The following is a 16,809-nucleotide window of genomic DNA, read 5'->3' as shown; positions in this document are numbered from 1 at the left end:
ATTCACCATAAGTTGATACTGGTTTTAGCGTTGAAGAAGAGGCTTAATCTTCTTCTCTACTGCTTCACGAGCACGGAAGATACGCGAACGTACCGTTCCCACTGGACAATCCATTACTTCTGCGATTTCTTCATAACTTAACCCATCGAGTTCTCGTAGGGTCATCGCAGTCTTAAGGTCTTCTGGTAACGCTTCAATTGCAGCAAATACCGTTCGCTTCAATTCATTCGACAACGTTAAGTTCTCAGGGTTCGAAATTTCTTTCAACGCATTACCAGATTCATAAAATTCTGCATCTTCTGCATCCACATCTGTCGCTGGCGGTCTTCTGCTCTGCGCAACGATATGGTTTTTGGCTGTATTTACTGCGATGCGATACAACCACGTATAAAAGGCACTTTCACCTCGAAACGTTGGGATCGCTCTATACGCCTTAATAAATGCTTCTTGGGCAATATCTGCGACATCACCAGAGTTGCTCACGTATCGTGATATGAGATTGCAAACCTTGTTTTGATAACGCAAAACTAACAGGTTAAATGCTTGTTTATCTCCACTTTGAACGCGCTCAATCAGCACCTGATCGGTTGGCTGCTCGTTCATTCGAGCGTTCACTCCTATTCGTTCTTACCCTTACCTTCTCAGATATGAGTATTAATAATGCATATTGTAGTCTTGACACCACCGCTAACATGAGCACTATTGTGACTCTATGAAAAAGAGAAAGTTCAAAACTTTCTGCGTTTTTTTGTGATGAATCATTCACAATGTAATTTGGCGTCGACTACAATGTTGTCAATTTACAAGAATGGATTACTTAGCTCATTAACACAATCGATTTTTCAGCGTGTTATCGCCAAGTAATCCTTGTTGAAAGTGCCCCTCGCCAGCTGTTTTACACAGCTCCCTATCGCGCACTTTTTATCTAAGTAGGGTATCGTTACGCTACTGTAGGTTAGGATTTTAATAGAATTATGAACACAAACCGAGAGCATCTTTGTGATGTTTTAGTCATAGGAAGTGGCGCAGCAGGTCTATCACTCGCACTAAGAGTCGCGGAGCGCGCTAAGGTTATCGTTTTAAGTAAAGGCCCTCGTAGTGAAGGGGCCACTTATTATGCCCAAGGTGGCATCGCGGCCGTTTTTGATGAATCTGATAGCATCGAATCACATGTTAATGATACCAATATTGCTGGTGCTGGGCTGTGCGAAGAAGAAACCGTTCAGTTTATTGCAGAGAATGCCAAAGAATGCGTTCAATGGTTGATCGACGGCGGCGTTCCCTTTGACCAAGTCGAAACCGATAAAGATGAACAACCTCGCTACCACCTTACTCGTGAAGGTGGGCACAGCCACCGCCGGATTTTGCACGCAGCCGACGCTACAGGTATGGCAATGCAAACCACTTTGCAAGATAACGTGCACAGCCATCCTAACATTGAGATCTTTGAGCGCTACAATGCGCTCGACCTCATCGTGGACGAAAGCAATGACCATGCGGATAACAATGTCGTTGGGGCGTATATCTGGAACCGCAATGAAGAACATGTAGAAACCGTGCGTGCAAAATTTGTCGTGCTGGCAACAGGTGGGGCGTCAAAAGTGTATCAATATACATCCAACCCTGACGTATCATCAGGTGACGGTATCGCGATGGCTTGGCGCGCTGGATGTCGAGTCGCTAACCTAGAGTTTAACCAATTCCACCCCACTTGCCTGTTCCACCCAGAAGCGCGTAACTTCCTGCTCACCGAAGCTCTGCGTGGCGAAGGCGCTTACCTGAAGCGTCCAGATGGCACGCGCTTTATGCCTGACTTCGACGAACGAGAAGAACTAGCCCCACGCGATGTGGTGGCTCGTGCTATCGACTTTGAAATGAAACGTCTCGGTGCTGACTGCATGTACTTAGACATCAGTCATAAGCCTGAAGACTTTATTATTAAGCACTTTCCAACCATTCATATGCGCTTGCAGGATTTGGGCATTGACATGACCAAAGAGCCTATCCCTATTGTTCCAGCAGCACATTACACGTGCGGCGGAGTGATGGTGAACCAAGCGGGCCGTACCGATATAGAGCAACTCTATGCCATTGGTGAGGTTAGTTATACTGGTCTTCACGGGGCCAATAGAATGGCCTCTAACTCTCTATTAGAGTGTGTGGTCTATGCTTGGTCTGCCGCGCAAGATATCTTGACCAAACTAGACAGCGTGTCATTACCAGGAGCGCTTCCACAGTGGGATGAGAGCCAAGTAAGTTGCTCTGACGAAGAAGTCATCATCCAACATAACTGGCATGAGCTTCGCCTATTTATGTGGGATTACATGGGTATTGTTCGCACCGATAAACGCTTAGAACGAGCATTGCGTCGAATTCAATTACTGCAACAAGAAACGCATGACTACTACAGTAATTTTAAGGTTTCCAATAACTTACTTGAGTTGAGAAACCTATTACAAGTAGCAGAGTTAATGGTTCGCTGTGCAATGCAACGTAAAGAGAGTCGAGGCCTTCACTACACGCTAGACTACCCTGATATGCTGGAAGTCAGCAAACCGACCATACTAACACCAAGTGATGATTCAACTAGCTAGTACTACCACAGCAAAAATCGGGCGATGTATGTACGAATAAACCGCTCTTGAGAATACACACTACCTCATCAAAAAGCAGTCTATTCACTTTCTGGGAATGGACTGCTTTTTTATTACGACCAATAAATGACGATAAGCGGACTCGTTGCTACTATCTCGCCACAAAATATGCCGCTTACCGCTTTGTTCACGAACCGCAATGCACCATTCGCTGAAAACGAGAGTGAATGAGGGAGAACACAATGGCGTGCCATTGTAGTGCCATTGCTTCTCTTTCATCATAAGTACACCGTTGATTGGTGGATAAAGATAGCAAGATCTAAAACACGACCCAACAATATAAACCATAACGGCAAGGGGTAACGATGTCAGTATCAAAGCAGCCAATAGCAGGGCATGACAGATAAGGTTAGCCACATAGGCATGAAAAGAAAAAGAAGCATGTAGGTAAGCGTGCTCAAGACTACGCTTACCTAATTCATTAGGATGAGTGGTAATATTCTTTTGAATAACAGACTGAATTATCGAACTTTACTCAGGTTATGCGCAACAATTTTGTCCACCATTGACGCGTGACCTAAATTCTCACTGCGCCCATGCCCCATGATCCAGGTAAATAGATCCGGATCTTGACACTCCAACAAAGATACGAAGTCATTTTGCTCTTGCCCCGTTAAGGTATCAAAGCACTCCTCAAAGAACGGCATAACCACAACATCAAGCTCTAGCATACCTCGTCGGCAAGCCCATTTTATCCGTGCTTTTTGTTCATTAGAGTACATTGCATTCTCCATCTACTACTTAATTTGAGCTGAGTGTAACAAGCCTGTTTCGCACTAACCACTGCTGACATCACACAAACTCTACTTCTATCACAACAAATCGTGCAACAACATTCAGCTGACAAATCCAGCTCAGCGCATTAACATATTCATTATGATATCTAAAGAGACCTCTAATTATGGATTGGCAACCTAACACTCAGTCATTCAACGATACTCCTTCTAAGGCACTGCCTGAATTAGTTTTAGCGTTACTCCCATCTTGGGGAGCGATCGACATGGTCGGAGCGGATAAAAAAGCCTACTTACAAGGACAAGTGACGTGCGATGTTGTCACCCTTGCAGAAGAGGAATCCACACTTGGGGCACATTGCGATGCCAAAGGAAAAGTGTGGAGTATTTTTCGCCTTTGTCATACGCACAATGGCTATACCATGATTCAACCACGCTCAGTGATTGCAAAAGAGCAGGCAGAACTTAGCAAATATGCGGTCTTTTCAAAGGTAGACATCACGATAAGTGACAATAGCATTGCGGGTATTATTGGTGCGCAAAGTCATGCCTTTGTGACTTCTCTCTTCCCGACAAAGGGTGACGTACGAACAACAGAATCGGCAACCGCTATCAAAATCAGTGATGATCGTTGGATGATTGTTGCGCCTAATGCTTGGCTACAAGAGCATCTTAATGATGACGCCCTCACTTGGAGTGATGAATCACTTTGGACTCGACTCGATATTGAGCAAGGATTACCGACTTTAACCCCTGAGTTGCAGAACCAACATATTCCGCAAGCCTTTAATTTGCAGGCCATCGGTGGTATCAGCTTTAAAAAGGGATGCTATACGGGGCAAGAAACTGTCGCTAGAGCAAAGTATCGCGGTATCAACAAGCGCATGTTAATGACACTGTCTGGTGTCCTTTCAACAAAACTGTCAGGATCTGACAACCTTGTCGTTGAGCGCTCTGTTGGGGAGAACTGGAGAAAAGCGGGTGATACGCTTGCTTACTATCAGTTTTCTGATGGTACGACTGTTGTTTCCGCAATCTTACCCAACAATTTGGATGCGGATACCGAGTTTCGAATAACGTCGTCGCTTGAAGATCGACTCATTCCCATCGCACTCCCTTACTCAATTGATGACGAGTAGTCATGCTTTCAACGCCAATTACCCGCTACTTGCAGCAACGTAACATCCCCTTTCAACTGCTGATGCAAGGTAAAGAAGCTGCTTCGATTCAAGAAGCAGCTCACCTACGCGGTATCAAAACCGAGATAATGGTCAAAGCTATTGTATTACGGGATATGGGAGGGCAATACGCTTTAGCTTGCTGCCCAGGGAATGAATCTATTGACCCTAAAAAGGTTCGTCATACCCTTGCGACTCGTCGTATGACTTGTGCATCTAGTGAAGACGTAGAGTCCATTACAGGTGCTACTATCGGAACGGTGACCCCGCTCATGCTGCGCACTTCAATGCCTATTCTTTTTGATACTCGCTTAAAACAACATCGTATGGTGACGATAAGCAGCGGCGACAAGAGCGCAGGACTTTTATTATCCTTAAACGATTTAGCTCAATGTTGTTTACCTCTATGGGGAGATATCTGCCGACAACACAAACCTACAAACTTTACGACCGCCTCTTACCTAACTTAGCTCGTTAATTAATGCAAACCACTGTCACTCTGCAACTACTCAATGAGATGCAGATCAAATTACCACCACAAACAAAATGAAATATTACTCAATATATAAGCATAAATAGTCACATGCGATTTTTTAGGGTATGGTAGTTCCTGACATCAACGAGCAACTCCGCTACGTTGCTGTCCACACTAGAGTGACGCTCTGCGTAAGCAGTAACTCCCTTTTGTGTAATGCATCTGTGACATTTGGCCCGCTGAGCGGGCTTTTTTTTTACTCATGATAACGGTTCTCCCCCCATCTTCCTGCTGGTTTGTAACACCGTATGTCCAACTGAAAACTTTTTGAGGTTTCTCTGGTCTATATAAATAAGACTCATATTTAGTAGCAAAATACACCAATATAAAGTTCCGAAAATAATGCATTTAGATTCATAGTACTGTCACATTAGGAAGCTTAAATAGCCCTCGTTTTTCAACGTGAGCTACTCTCTGATTTTAACGGAATCTACTGTCTAAATAATTTTTTTGCGCTACGTATCACGAGATACTTTGTCACTCGTAATGAAATTGATAAACGCAGCACAAAACGATGAATTTACTGAGTTAAATCCTCGTAAACACTGGTTAATCACACATTACATGAAGGGTTTTATCTATAATCCTTCGTGCTAGGTAAACGATAAGGAAGAGTAAATGAGACTGTTTAAGCGCTATACACCAAGTATGATTGCTAAACACATAAGTCGACTATTTAAAGGGCGAATTTATATCCATGGATTGGGTGGTTTTGAGTTTGATAACGGTAAACTCATCATTCCTGCGCAAGCTGAAAAACGTCACTTCACCGCAGTAAAAGAAGTCAATCAAGAGATTAAAAGGCTAAGATGCGCCTACGCTTGATTATCAAAAATGACTTAGTGAAAAGGTAGGCTTTAAATCAGTTTTTGCACACGACAGAGACAAAAAAGAGGGCTTTATGCCCTCTTTAAAATTCTAACAGCATCACTCACAATTAGCTGCTTTGTTGAACGGGTGACTTAGCTAATTCAGGCAAACGCCCTTTCATTCCCAACGCGCGGCTCATGATTTCTTGTTTTGCTCCAGGTAATTGCCCCACCAGCCTCATTCCTAGACTGCGAACCATTTTTTTAGCTGGGTTATCACCATCAAATAGGTCTTTGAAGCCCTGCATCGCCGCAATCATTTTAGCAGCCTCTGCTTTTCGCCAACGTTCAAACTCTCTTAGATGACGCTTACGTCCAATGTCTTTCCCTGCTTTCCATAGCTTAATAAGCTCTTCGGATAAGCTTGCTGCATCTAAAAGACCGAGATTGACGCCTTGACCAGCCAGCGGATGAATCGTATGAGCTGCGTCTCCAATCAAAGCCACTCGCTCAGTCACAAAATCTCGTGCATAGCGCATTTTTAAAGGAAACACTCGACGTTCAGAGGTTAAGTGACAAAGCCCAAGTCGGCCATCAAATTCCGCCGTAATGGCTTTGTTAAATTCAATCTCCGACATTTTTGCCAACCTCTCCGCTCTGACTGGATCCGTCGACCACACCACGGAACACAGTTTGCGGTCATCGAGAGGCAGAAACGCTAAAGGACCTTGCGGGGTGAAGACTTGACGCGCCACACCGTCGTGATAATCATCGACTTTGATATTGGCAACTAAAGCGCTATGTCCATAGTCCCAATGCGTCAATGGTATTCCTTGCTGCTCTCTTACCCAAGAGTTCGCCCCATCGGCACCCACGACTAATTTACTTGTTAGTGCCATGCCGTTGTCGAGCGTCATCCAAACCTCACTCTCACCAACCGCCATAGACTGGCAACGGTTTGGCATAAAGAAGGTGACGTTGCTCTGTTGCTCAACTTGAGCTAACAATGCCGTTTGAATAATGTGATTTTCTACAATGTGACCAAGGTTAGGCTGAGAAAACTGGCTAGCTGAAAATTCAATACGAGCAAAACTGTCTTGCTCCCACACTTCCATTGCCTGATAAGCGGCGCAACGATGTCTTTCTATCGCATCCCAAGCCCCTAAATTTTTTAAGATGGTCTCACTGGCTCGGCTTAACGCAGAAACACGAATATCCGGCTCGTCTGGGATGGATTTAGAAGGCATATTTCCTTCTATCACGGCAATACGAAGATCGGTCTCCTTCAGAGATCGCGCTAACGCTAGACCGACCATTCCACCACCAATAATGGCTAAATCATAACTTTGCATAATGTTGTACTACCTGTTCACCACGCCGAGCGCACGATTAAAAAGCGGAGATTTCAACAGCGGGAAAGTATCCAATACTCCCAACCCCACGTTTCGTCCCACTCGAAATGCGAATAAATCATTGGAAAAAATTTGTACAAGAGTCGATGTCATCGCAATCGTAGTTGTTCGATCTTGCTCGCGTTGCGTTTGGAATCTAATAAGATTAGCGTAATCCCCGACATCTTTCGTATTCCCAAGCAGCAAATCCACCAGAGTCGCAATATCGCGAATCCCTAGATTAAAACCTTGACCCGCAATTGGATGCAACGTTTGCGCTGCATTGCCCACGGCGGCAAAGCGATGGGTGGTAATACGCTCTCGATGACGAAGTAGCAGCGGGTAACTCGCAATGCTGCCAACTTTGGTAAATTGCCCTAAACGCCAACCAAAAGCTTGCTGTAATTCACCTAAAAACTCAGCTTGAGGCAAGTTCAAAATACGCTGAGCCTCCGCAGGGGGTAAACACCAAACCAACGAACTCCGCCCTTGGCTCATTGGCAATAATGCTAATGGTCCGTTTGCGGTAAAACGTTCGAATGCACGACCTTGGTGAAGTTCACTGGTCACAACATTGGCGATAATCGCAGTTTGGTTAAAATCGAAGCTTTGCTGCGTTAAGCCAACTGACTGGCAACTCACTGACTCCGCGCCATCCGCAGCTACAATTAGCTTCGTTTCTAGTTGTACGCTCTCTCCGTCATTTGACGATAGAGTCACGGTTGCCGAATCCGTCCTACGCTCAATGTGTTGCACCGAGTAAGGGCAAAATAATTCAATATGATGCTGCTGTGATAAATGCTGACTAAATCGACGCCCGACTTCCGCCAACTCGACCACGTATCCCATCGCTTCTAACCCTTCTTTATCGGCATAGAAGTCCGTCATTCCTGCATGACCACGATCGGAAACATGAATGTGGGTGATCGGCGTAGCATGATCTTCAATAAGCGACCACAAATGGAATTGCTTTAAAATAGCCACCGTGCCATAGGAAAGCGCAATCGAGCGCGCATCAAAACCAGGATGAGCTTTATGATCAGGCTGATAGGGTTCTACGACAGCTATTTTTAACGACTGATTGCTTCCTTGGTTTAGCGCCATAGCTAAGGTAGCCCCTGCCATAGCGCCACCAGCAATCACAATATCATACAGTCTCGACACGAAGTGTTCTCTTTAAGTGTTAGCGATTGATTAGTGATGATTGATTAGTGAATCGTTGGAGTATCAGCCTGCTTGGTCGGTTTAATACCAAACTCAGCATGTATGATTAATACGCATGCTTTAACATGTTCGATCACTTGCTCAAACAGTTGGGCTTGCTCTTCTAGGTCATCATCTTCATCAACACCCAGCTTGGCAATTTCTTCCAGATCACCAAGTGCTTCTTTACTCTGCTCTGATGCCTGCGCTAACTTAGTGCTGATTAAACCCAACCCAGAAATAAAGTGGTTCACCCATTCGCTCAAGCCATCGGCTTTTTCTACTAATGTCGCATCCACCGCATCATCGGGGATGAATAAAGAAACTTCAAAGCTCTCATTGTCTGTTAATTCGCTAATTGAATGCGTTAGTAAGGTTTTCGCCGTCGCAATAGCAGACTGTGGCCAGCCCATTCCGTCATTCGTATAATCAAACAATAGTGGCTGCCAGCTATCATCGTTGAGTCCCAGACCACCACTCAACATCCCAACTAATAGGCCATGCAGTTCTGCAGGGCTAACAGCAAGGCTAGCCTGCTGTAATTCAGTCGCAACGGTAATATAATTTGGTAGTGTGGTATCTGTCATAGTGGCTCTCATTCTATTCTTTTCTGACTTTCCAGCAGACGATGGTTTGAACGAATCGTTGACTGGAAGCGCTTTGGTATTGGTTGGTCATGCTATCACTTCCCATCGCAAGCGAAAACGGCATTTGCCTCGTTTCTGGATAGCTTTTGTGCGAATTGTCGATTTCGTGTGTGATTAAACACGCATTTGGCATTGAGTCACTAGAAAAGCTTGAATCTTAATGGCCGTTTACCTATAGTTTCCTCCTCAGATTACCTTTGTTGGTGATAACAAAAAGAGTTCTTGTCATTATGGAAAATCAAGCAGTCGAAGTGGAAATCTTAGGTAAATTGACTCGGGTAAATTGCCCTGCAGGTCAAGAAGAAACCTTGATCCAAGCGGCAAAAGATCTTGATGACCGATTGCAAGAAATGACTCAACGGACAAAAGTAACGAACGAGCTAAAATTGCTCACTATCGCCGCTTTGAATATGTCTTATGAGCTGAATACAAAAAGTGATGAGGTGCAACAAAATACCTCTCAACTTACCGAGCGAATGGAACAGCTCGCCGCATCACTTGATGATGCTATTAATAATGTAAGGCAAGGACAGCGAAACTAATTTACCCTGGAGTGTGCGTCAGAGGATTTAAGTCCCTGAGCCGATAAGCAATCCTTAAGGGTTAGTATTTGGGCACTATTGAGCAAGCTCGGCTCGTACCGAGAAGCCTACGGTTACCTTTGCTGATCCGCCTTGAACCAGCAGGTTCAAGGGCCACAATCTTCAACGGCACTTTGGGGTATTCCTTATGTCTGTCAATACTAGACAACGTATTCGCACTGACATCCGACACCTTCGTCGGGCAATAACAGCGAGTCAGCAAACTGACTACGCTTTTCAACTAGTCAAGCAATGCCAGTCCTTACCTGAACTCACACGAGCTAAGCACGTTGCACTCTATTTAGCCACTGATGGTGAGCTTGATACGCAACCTCTCATTGACGATCTATGGCGACAAGGCATCAATACCTACTTACCCGTAATTCACCCCTTCTCCAAAGGCCAGCTACTTTTTTTACGTTACCATGCCGATACTCCCTTAGTGGCTAATCAATATCGAATTTTGGAACCACAGCTTGATCAACGCATGATATGCCCAGTTAGACAATTGGATATTATCTTTACTCCGCTTGTCGCGTTTGATAAACAAGGGCAACGACTTGGTATGGGTGGTGGCTATTATGATCGAACTCTAGCACCATGGCGGTTTTCCGGTCAAGGTCCTAATGCCATCGGGCTTGCCCACAATTTCCAACAAGTTTCAGCGCTGCCTAGCGAATCTTGGGATGTTCCCCTTGCCACTATCATTACGCCTGAACAAACCTGGCGTTGGTAGCCCTTCACTCGCGATAAAAATTAAAACCACCACGCCTTATCGCTAGGGTATAACCAAGGCCACTGGAGCAACCGATTGCTAAATGTCACTAATTTTGGCTTAACACTCGGTTTTAAGCGCCAATTTCGTTCATTTTGATATATACTTCGCCGGCGTTTTCACCCTAACTTTCTAACTGGGATTTCAACCATGACTCAAGACGAGATGAAAAAAGCAGCTGGCTGGGCCGCTCTCAAGTACGTAGAAGAAGGCAGTATTGTTGGTGTTGGTACCGGCTCTACCGTTAATCACTTTATTGATGCGTTAGGCTCAATCAAAGATGACATCAAAGGCGCAGTCTCTAGTTCTATCGCATCAACAGAAAAACTTGAAGCATTAGGCATTGAAGTTTTTGAATGCAATGATGTGTCTATGCTTGATGTTTATGTCGACGGTGCGGATGAAATAAACCCATCTCGAGACATGATCAAAGGCGGTGGCGCGGCACTGACTCGTGAAAAAATTGTTGCTGCAATCTCGAAAAAATTCATTTGTATTGTTGATGGCACTAAAGCCGTTGATGTACTGGGCGAATTCCCACTTCCAGTTGAAGTGATTCCGATGGCTCGCTCATACGTAGCCCGAGAGCTCGTTAAATTAGGTGGTGACCCTGCATACCGCGAAGGCGTCGTCACAGATAATGGTAACGTGATTCTTGATGTATACGGCATGAAGATCACCGATCCAAAAGCAATGGAAGACAAAATTAACGCGCTTGCTGGCGTAGTGACAGTAGGCCTATTTGCTCACCGTGGCGCAGATGTTGTGATTACTGGTACGCCAGAAGGCGCAAAAATCGAAGACTAGTTCTTTTTACGTCATTTGATTACAAACGGCACGCCCTAGTGCCGTTTTCTCTCCTTAACTATAAGAAAATTATTCCTTATTCCGTAATTTTCTTACCCAAGTCGAAAATTTTTTGTTACTTTATTGCCTAGAAGACGCACAAGGAAAACGTTTGCCTCAGCAGTAAGAAGCTCCTCCTTGAAATTCTCGCTGTCAACTGTGCGCCGCGATTGCCCCATTTCCATTTTAAGGACGAGTTAAATGGCCAAAGTTTCACTGAATAAAGATAAAATTAAAATCCTCCTGCTTGAAGGGTTACACCCATCTTCAGTCGAAGTATTGCAAGCTGCTGGATACACAAACATCACTTATCACAAAGGTTCACTACCTGAAGAAGAGCTGATTGAAGCGGTTAAAGACGCGCACTTCATCGGCATTCGTTCACGTACAAACCTTTCTGAAGAAGTCATTAATGCCGCAGAAAAATTAGTCGCGATTGGCTGTTTCTGTATTGGTACTAACCAAGTCGATCTAAGCGCTGCTGCTAAGCGTGGCGTTCCTGTTTTTAACGCACCATTCTCAAATACACGAAGTGTGGCAGAGCTAGTACTGGGTCAAATCCTTTTACTTCTTCGTGGCATTCCTGAGAAAAACGCGCTAGCTCACCGTGGTATATGGAAGAAGAGTGCCGATAACTCGAACGAAGCGCGTGGTAAACGTCTTGGTATCATTGGCTATGGTCATATTGGCACGCAACTCGGTATTATTGCCGAAAACCTTGGTATGCGTGTCTATTTCTATGATATTGAAAACAAACTGTCTCTGGGTAATGCCACACAAATCCATAATATGACAGAGCTATTAAACAAGTGTGACGTGATTTCATTGCATGTCCCAGAAACACCTGAAACGAAAAACATGATGGGCGAAGCTGAATTTGCTCGCATGAAGCCAGGCTCTATTTTTATCAACGCGGCTCGTGGCACGGTTGTGGATATCCCAGCGCTTTGCGCGACGCTCGAAGCGGGTCACCTTTCCGGTGCTGCTATCGATGTATTCCCTGAAGAACCAAAAACCAATGCTGACCCATTCGAATCACCATTGATGAAGTTCGACAACGTGATTCTAACGCCTCACGTAGGGGGCTCGACACAAGAAGCTCAAGAAAATATTGGTGTGGAAGTGGCTGGAAAACTGGCTAAGTACTCTGACAATGGCTCAACGCTGTCTAGCGTTAACTTCCCTGAAGTATCACTGCCAGAACACCGTGAATGCTCTCGACTGCTGCATATTCACCAAAACCGCCCTGGTATTCTTACGCAAATCAATACCATCTTTGCGAAGGAAGGCATTAACATTGCAGGCCAATACCTACAAACAGCCTCGGATATTGGTTATGTAGTTATTGATGTGGAAACTGCACGCTCAGAAGAAGCATTAGAGCAACTGAAGCTCATTGAAGGTACACTGCGCGCGCGAATTTTACATTAATTCTCTGCTATAGGTATTACCTTCAACGTATCACCTTCCAATAAAAATGCCCTTGCTTTTGCAAGGGCATTTTTTTAGTTTGATAGTTTGTACACTACGTCGACTCGATCACGGATAGTGATCACCGAATCTTGATAGCTGTTAGATTCTGGCTGACTGTCCATCATCATGCTTCTCATCACCACAGGCTGGTTTTGCGGCTGTTTATAGGTAATTTGCCACACTTTCCCAAGCTTCTGTTCAAACCCTTGCGCTAATGACTGGGCTTTTTTCTGTGCATCTTGGATAGCAGCGGTCCGTGCTTTCGCTTGATACTGACTTTCGTCTTTCACTTTTAAACGAATATTGTCAACTTGGTTAATCCCAGATGCCAATGCCGAATCTAAATAATCATTAAGCCTTTCTATATCCATGACCTGAACGGTCACCGTTCTCGATGCTCGATATCCAACTAACTCAGGCTGACCTTTATCAGGATATTGATATTGGGGGGTAAGGTACAAATTTGAGCTTTTAATATCCTCTTTGCTCACACCCGCACTCGCCAGTTTCGCCAAAAAGGTATCAACGACCGAATCCACTCCCTCTTTCGCTTGATCGGCATTGAGTTGTGACTGAACCACTCTAACGGAAAACTCCGCCATATCAGGCGTCGCCTCTATTTGCCCATACCCAGTTGTCACAATATGGGGAAAGTCTACCTGGCTCGCAACACTTGGCAGCGCAACAAAACTGGCGGCTAGAGCACAAAGCGTCAATGTTGATTTCATTATCTGTTTCCTCATCTAAGCAAAGATCGATTACTCAAAGTTAGGCAAAATAATAACGTATGAGTTCCATCAAATGATAAGCCTGACAAAACTATGACGCTATAGACAAGCGTATGGTTTGTTGGCGGTTAAAAAACACAGCGCCCGCTACCACTTACTGTGGTAAATACGCATGGGCGTAATGAGTAATGGCATCCGATAATTCACCAAGCACACCACTTTCCAGCTGCCAATGATGCCAGTAGATACGATGTGATAACTCAATATTAGGTGTCAGTTCAACTAAAGCCCCACAGGCTAACTCATCCTCTATCTGCAGTCTCGGAATCAAACAATACGCTACACCAGCGACTGCTAACTTAACAAATGCTTCTGAGCTACGTACTGTATGTTTAAGGATACTACCGGGCATAATGCTAAAGTGTTTATTCACAAAATGCTGATGCATTTTATCATGCTGATCAAAGGCCACAGCTGGCGCTTTTATCAACGTCTCGCGATTAACACCGTGATTAAAGTAACGTTTAATAAAACTTGGGCTGGCCACACAAAGGTAGTCAACTCGGCCTAAATAATCCGCTACGCAACCCGGAATCGACTGCGACTCTACGCTAATGGCTCCTACTACTTCACCATTCTTAAGTTTTTCAATTGTCCGTCCCTCATCATCAACAATAAGATCCAGCTCAATACGTTTAGACTCAATTAAAGGAAATAGACTAGGTAATAACCACGTCGCTAAGCTATCGGCGTTGGTTGCCAATGAAACTGATAAGGGTTTATCACTAAACTCCGATGTCAGCTCTGGCACCAACTCTTGCTCTAATAAACACACACGACGATAAAGTCCGAGTAACTTTTTACCTACGGCGGTAGGGCGTGGTGGCTGCTCTCGCACTAAAACAGGCTGTGCGAGCCATTTTTCGAGTTGCTTAACTCGCTGAGACACGGCAGACTGAGAAATGTAAAGGTGCTCTGCCGCCTTTTCAAAACTCCTTTGTTCAACAATCGCATCTAATGCTTCTATCCATTTGTAGTCAAGACCGCGCATCCTCTCTCCATTAGGCTTTCTTATAAAGCATAAATATTATTAATTTAACTAATGATAGTAAAATCCGTATTCTCACGCTCTCTTTAATTGTTCAACTAGGAAATAAAAGTGAATTTTTGGGTACTTCTTCAAGGTTTTGGGTTAGGTGCAACCATGATTATTCCAATCGGCGCTCAAAATGCCTATGTATTAAATCAAGGGATTAAACGTAATCATCACCTGACAACCGCCACGGTCTGTAGCCTCTTAGATACCACCTTTATTTCTCTGGGTATCTTTGGCGGAGGAGCGATTTTATCTCAAAATGAAATGCTACTTACCATGGTGACCCTTGGGGGGATCCTATTCTTAGTGGGTTACGGCATGCTGTCATTACGTAGTGCATTTAAACAACCCGCAAGCAGTGAGTCTAACGGAGAAGTATTGGCGAGAGGCAAGAGAACCGTTATTCTCGGTGCGCTTGCCGTTACGGTATTAAACCCCCATCTCTATCTTGATACCGTGGTAATTTTAGGCTCTATTGGTGGTCAATTTGAAGGAAGTGACAGAATTGCATTTGCTATTGGTACCGTTCTGGCTTCATTCGTTTGGTTTTATTCGCTGTCTATAGGCGCAGCAAAACTTGGCCCTACGCTATCAAAACCAAAAGTAAAAAAGGGCATCGACCTAGCAGTGGCTACGATGATGTTTACTATTGCTGCAATGCTGACAAAAGGGCTCATGGCGTAACTTATGACAAATCGAATCCAAGAAATATATCAAATAAATAGGGAGCTCCTACATCACCTATCGATCTCGTATCAACAATGGCAACATGAACCTATTTTAGACTTTGCTACCGATGAACGGGTCGCTCAGCAACTTGGTTGGACAGGTATTCATAGCAAGAGTTTGTTCTTAAAAAAGAAAGGCGGTGGCTTTGCGCTATTCTTGACTGACAAAGATAGCCGCTTAGACAAAACGCAGCTCAAGCAATTACTAGGTAAGCGCACTTCAATCTGCAGTAACGACGAAATGATAGAGGAAATAGGTTGTCTACCCGGCGCAGTATGCCCGTTTGGGTTACCTAAAGACATCACGCTTGTCGTCGATAGTCGCTTATTCGCGCTCGAACAGATTTTATATACACCTGGATTACCTGACTGGACGTTTGCGGTATCAGGTGCCGATCTGCGCTTGCTGCTAACTACGCTTCCCAACCAGGTTATCGAAACAAAAAAAGGTGAAGCTTAACGCTTCACCTTTTCATAGCAAACTCAAAAATCTTAGTCAGCTTTATTCAGATGTACGTCCATTTGAGGAAATGGAATTTCGATACCTTCTGCATCTAATGCTTCCTTGATCGCTTGTAGCGAGTCAAAGTACACATCCCAATACTGCTCAGTACGTACCCAAGGACGAACCACAAAATTCACTGATGAATCCGCTAGAGCAACGACACCAACGGTGATACCTGGCTCTTTAAGAATGCGCTCGTCCGCTTCCAATGTTTTACGAATTACTTCTTGCGTTTTCTTCAAGTCAGCACCGTAAGATACGCCAATCACATGATCAATACGACGGGTTGCATGACGAGAGTAGTTAGTAATTGGTGAACCAATCACTGAAGCGTTAGGAACAACGACCATTTTGTTATCTGGTGTCGTTAAAATAGTTTGGAAGATTTGAATCGCATCCACAGAACCGGCTACGCCACCAATCTCAACATAGTCACCAGATTTAAACGGACGGAAAGCAACTATCAGTACACCTGCGGCAAAGTTAGACAGTGAACCTTGCAGTGCTAAACCAATAGCCAAACCTGCCGCACCAATTACCGCGACAACAGAGGCGGTTTGTACACCGACTCGGCTTAAGGCAGCAATCAATACAATAACGAACAAGGTATAGCGCACAATGCCATTCATGAACTCGACGACAGCTTTGTCCATCTTCTTCTTGTGCAAAACCTTAGAAACACTGTTTGCCACCGCTTTAACAAACAAGTTACCGATAAATAGAATCAAGAGCGCTGAAATGATGTTGACACCATATTGAACAAATAAGTCAGAGTTATTTGTTAGCCATTGTTCAGCTTTTGACAGACCATCCACCAGCGGGGTCTCGATATCCATAGACTCACCAGCCATACATTTTACCTCATATTAAAATTTCAACATTCCGCTCGACCCACTAGTTACCACTGCTTAGTTAGCCAAACCACT

General features: G+C 44.5%; 19 protein-coding genes and 1 other RNA gene. 11 read left to right on the top strand and 9 right to left on the bottom strand.

Annotated elements, in window-relative coordinates; all coding sequences use genetic code 11:
• Nucleotides 1-24 precede the first annotated feature (24 nt).
• Nucleotides 25-603: an RNA polymerase sigma factor RpoE gene (rpoE, locus tag L4D05_RS00665; protein ID WP_250615821.1), complete on the bottom strand. Its 579-nt coding sequence runs from the start codon at nt 601-603 to the stop codon at nt 25-27.
• A gap of 371 nt (nt 604-974) precedes the next feature.
• Here rpoE and nadB point away from each other — a divergent pair, with 371 nt between their 5' ends.
• The gene (gene nadB / locus L4D05_RS00660) at nt 975-2,594 is read left to right on the top strand and encodes an L-aspartate oxidase (RefSeq protein ID WP_428792748.1); all 1,620 of its coding nucleotides are present in this window, start codon (nt 975-977) and stop codon (nt 2,592-2,594) included.
• 84 nt (nt 2,595-2,678) lie between these two features.
• On the opposite strand, the gene L4D05_RS00655 is transcribed toward nadB, so the two are convergent.
• A complete protein-coding gene (locus tag L4D05_RS00655) occupies nt 2,679-3,092 on the bottom strand; it encodes a protein YgfX (protein ID WP_428750666.1) in 414 nt (137 codons plus the stop codon).
• A gap of 23 nt (nt 3,093-3,115) precedes the next feature.
• Nucleotides 3,116-3,376: an FAD assembly factor SdhE gene (locus L4D05_RS00650; protein WP_428750338.1), complete on the bottom strand. Its 261-nt coding sequence runs from the start codon at nt 3,374-3,376 to the stop codon at nt 3,116-3,118.
• 179 nt (nt 3,377-3,555) lie between these two features.
• Here L4D05_RS00650 and ygfZ point away from each other — a divergent pair, with 179 nt between their 5' ends.
• The 3 genes from ygfZ (at nt 3,556) to L4D05_RS00635 (ending at nt 5,926) form a co-directional block, all read left to right on the top strand.
• Complete coding sequence (gene ygfZ, locus L4D05_RS00645; RefSeq protein ID WP_428792747.1) at nt 3,556-4,527, top strand: tRNA-modifying protein YgfZ; 972 nt, start codon at nt 3,556-3,558, stop codon at nt 4,525-4,527.
• A 2-nt stretch (nt 4,528-4,529) separates the two neighbouring features.
• Nucleotides 4,530-5,036, top strand: a complete 507-nt coding sequence (locus L4D05_RS00640) for an aminoacyl-tRNA deacylase (RefSeq protein ID WP_428792746.1) — start codon at nt 4,530-4,532, stop codon at nt 5,034-5,036.
• A 683-nt stretch (nt 5,037-5,719) separates the two neighbouring features.
• Nucleotides 5,720-5,926: a DUF1107 domain-containing protein gene (locus L4D05_RS00635; RefSeq protein ID WP_250615826.1), complete on the top strand. Its 207-nt coding sequence runs from the start codon at nt 5,720-5,722 to the stop codon at nt 5,924-5,926.
• A 112-nt stretch (nt 5,927-6,038) separates the two neighbouring features.
• On the opposite strand, the gene L4D05_RS00630 is transcribed toward L4D05_RS00635, so the two are convergent.
• From L4D05_RS00630 to L4D05_RS00620, 3 genes are all read right to left on the bottom strand, one after another.
• Entirely contained in the window at nt 6,039-7,265 is a 1,227-nt protein-coding gene (locus L4D05_RS00630) for an FAD-dependent 2-octaprenylphenol hydroxylase (protein WP_428793113.1), read from the bottom strand.
• Nucleotides 7,266-7,271: 6 nt separating this feature from the next.
• Nucleotides 7,272-8,426 (bottom strand): 2-octaprenyl-6-methoxyphenyl hydroxylase, encoded by a 1,155-nt coding sequence (gene ubiH / locus L4D05_RS00625; protein ID WP_428793112.1) that lies wholly within the window; start codon nt 8,424-8,426, stop codon nt 7,272-7,274.
• A gap of 83 nt (nt 8,427-8,509) precedes the next feature.
• Nucleotides 8,510-9,091, bottom strand: a complete 582-nt coding sequence (locus tag L4D05_RS00620; RefSeq protein WP_428750335.1) for a YecA/YgfB family protein — start codon at nt 9,089-9,091, stop codon at nt 8,510-8,512.
• A 290-nt stretch (nt 9,092-9,381) separates the two neighbouring features.
• On the opposite strand from L4D05_RS00620, the gene L4D05_RS00615 reads away from it, so the two are divergent.
• From L4D05_RS00615 to serA, 5 genes are all read left to right on the top strand, one after another.
• Nucleotides 9,382-9,693 (top strand): cell division protein ZapA, encoded by a 312-nt coding sequence (locus L4D05_RS00615; protein ID WP_265673599.1) that lies wholly within the window; start codon nt 9,382-9,384, stop codon nt 9,691-9,693.
• Nucleotides 9,694-9,877, top strand: a non-coding RNA gene (gene ssrS, locus L4D05_RS00610) — 6S RNA.
• A 3-nt stretch (nt 9,878-9,880) separates the two neighbouring features.
• Nucleotides 9,881-10,468 (top strand): 5-formyltetrahydrofolate cyclo-ligase, encoded by a 588-nt coding sequence (locus L4D05_RS00605; protein WP_428792745.1) that lies wholly within the window; start codon nt 9,881-9,883, stop codon nt 10,466-10,468.
• A 189-nt stretch (nt 10,469-10,657) separates the two neighbouring features.
• Nucleotides 10,658-11,314, top strand: a complete 657-nt coding sequence (gene rpiA, locus L4D05_RS00600; protein ID WP_428792744.1) for a ribose-5-phosphate isomerase RpiA — start codon at nt 10,658-10,660, stop codon at nt 11,312-11,314.
• A gap of 240 nt (nt 11,315-11,554) precedes the next feature.
• Nucleotides 11,555-12,784: a phosphoglycerate dehydrogenase gene (serA, locus tag L4D05_RS00595; protein WP_428792743.1), complete on the top strand. Its 1,230-nt coding sequence runs from the start codon at nt 11,555-11,557 to the stop codon at nt 12,782-12,784.
• Between the two features lie 74 nt (nt 12,785-12,858).
• On the opposite strand, the gene L4D05_RS00590 is transcribed toward serA, so the two are convergent.
• Together L4D05_RS00590 and L4D05_RS00585 are read right to left on the bottom strand one after the other, a co-directional pair.
• Entirely contained in the window at nt 12,859-13,554 is a 696-nt protein-coding gene (locus tag L4D05_RS00590; RefSeq protein WP_428792742.1) for an oxidative stress defense protein, read from the bottom strand.
• A gap of 154 nt (nt 13,555-13,708) precedes the next feature.
• On the bottom strand, nt 13,709-14,605 hold the full coding sequence (locus tag L4D05_RS00585) for a LysR family transcriptional regulator ArgP (RefSeq protein WP_428792741.1): 897 nt from the start codon (nt 14,603-14,605) through the stop codon (nt 13,709-13,711).
• Between the two features lie 108 nt (nt 14,606-14,713).
• Between L4D05_RS00585 and L4D05_RS00580 the strand changes: the two genes are divergently transcribed.
• Nucleotides 14,714-15,334, top strand: a complete 621-nt coding sequence (locus tag L4D05_RS00580; RefSeq protein WP_428792740.1) for a LysE/ArgO family amino acid transporter — start codon at nt 14,714-14,716, stop codon at nt 15,332-15,334.
• Between the two features lie 3 nt (nt 15,335-15,337).
• The gene (locus tag L4D05_RS00575) at nt 15,338-15,838 is read left to right on the top strand and encodes a YbaK/EbsC family protein (protein WP_428792739.1); all 501 of its coding nucleotides are present in this window, start codon (nt 15,338-15,340) and stop codon (nt 15,836-15,838) included.
• 32 nt (nt 15,839-15,870) lie between these two features.
• Here L4D05_RS00575 and L4D05_RS00570 read toward each other — a convergent pair whose 3' ends face one another.
• Nucleotides 15,871-16,734, bottom strand: a complete 864-nt coding sequence (locus L4D05_RS00570) for a mechanosensitive ion channel domain-containing protein (protein WP_265673591.1) — start codon at nt 16,732-16,734, stop codon at nt 15,871-15,873.
• Nucleotides 16,735-16,809 lie beyond the last annotated feature (75 nt).

The organism is Vibrio nomapromontoriensis (assembly GCF_050337205.1).
Taxonomy (GTDB): Bacteria; Pseudomonadota; Gammaproteobacteria; order Enterobacterales; family Vibrionaceae; genus Vibrio; species Vibrio nomapromontoriensis.
Note: the sequence above shows the minus strand (reverse complement) of the source record. Positions and strands in the feature narration are given on the sequence as shown.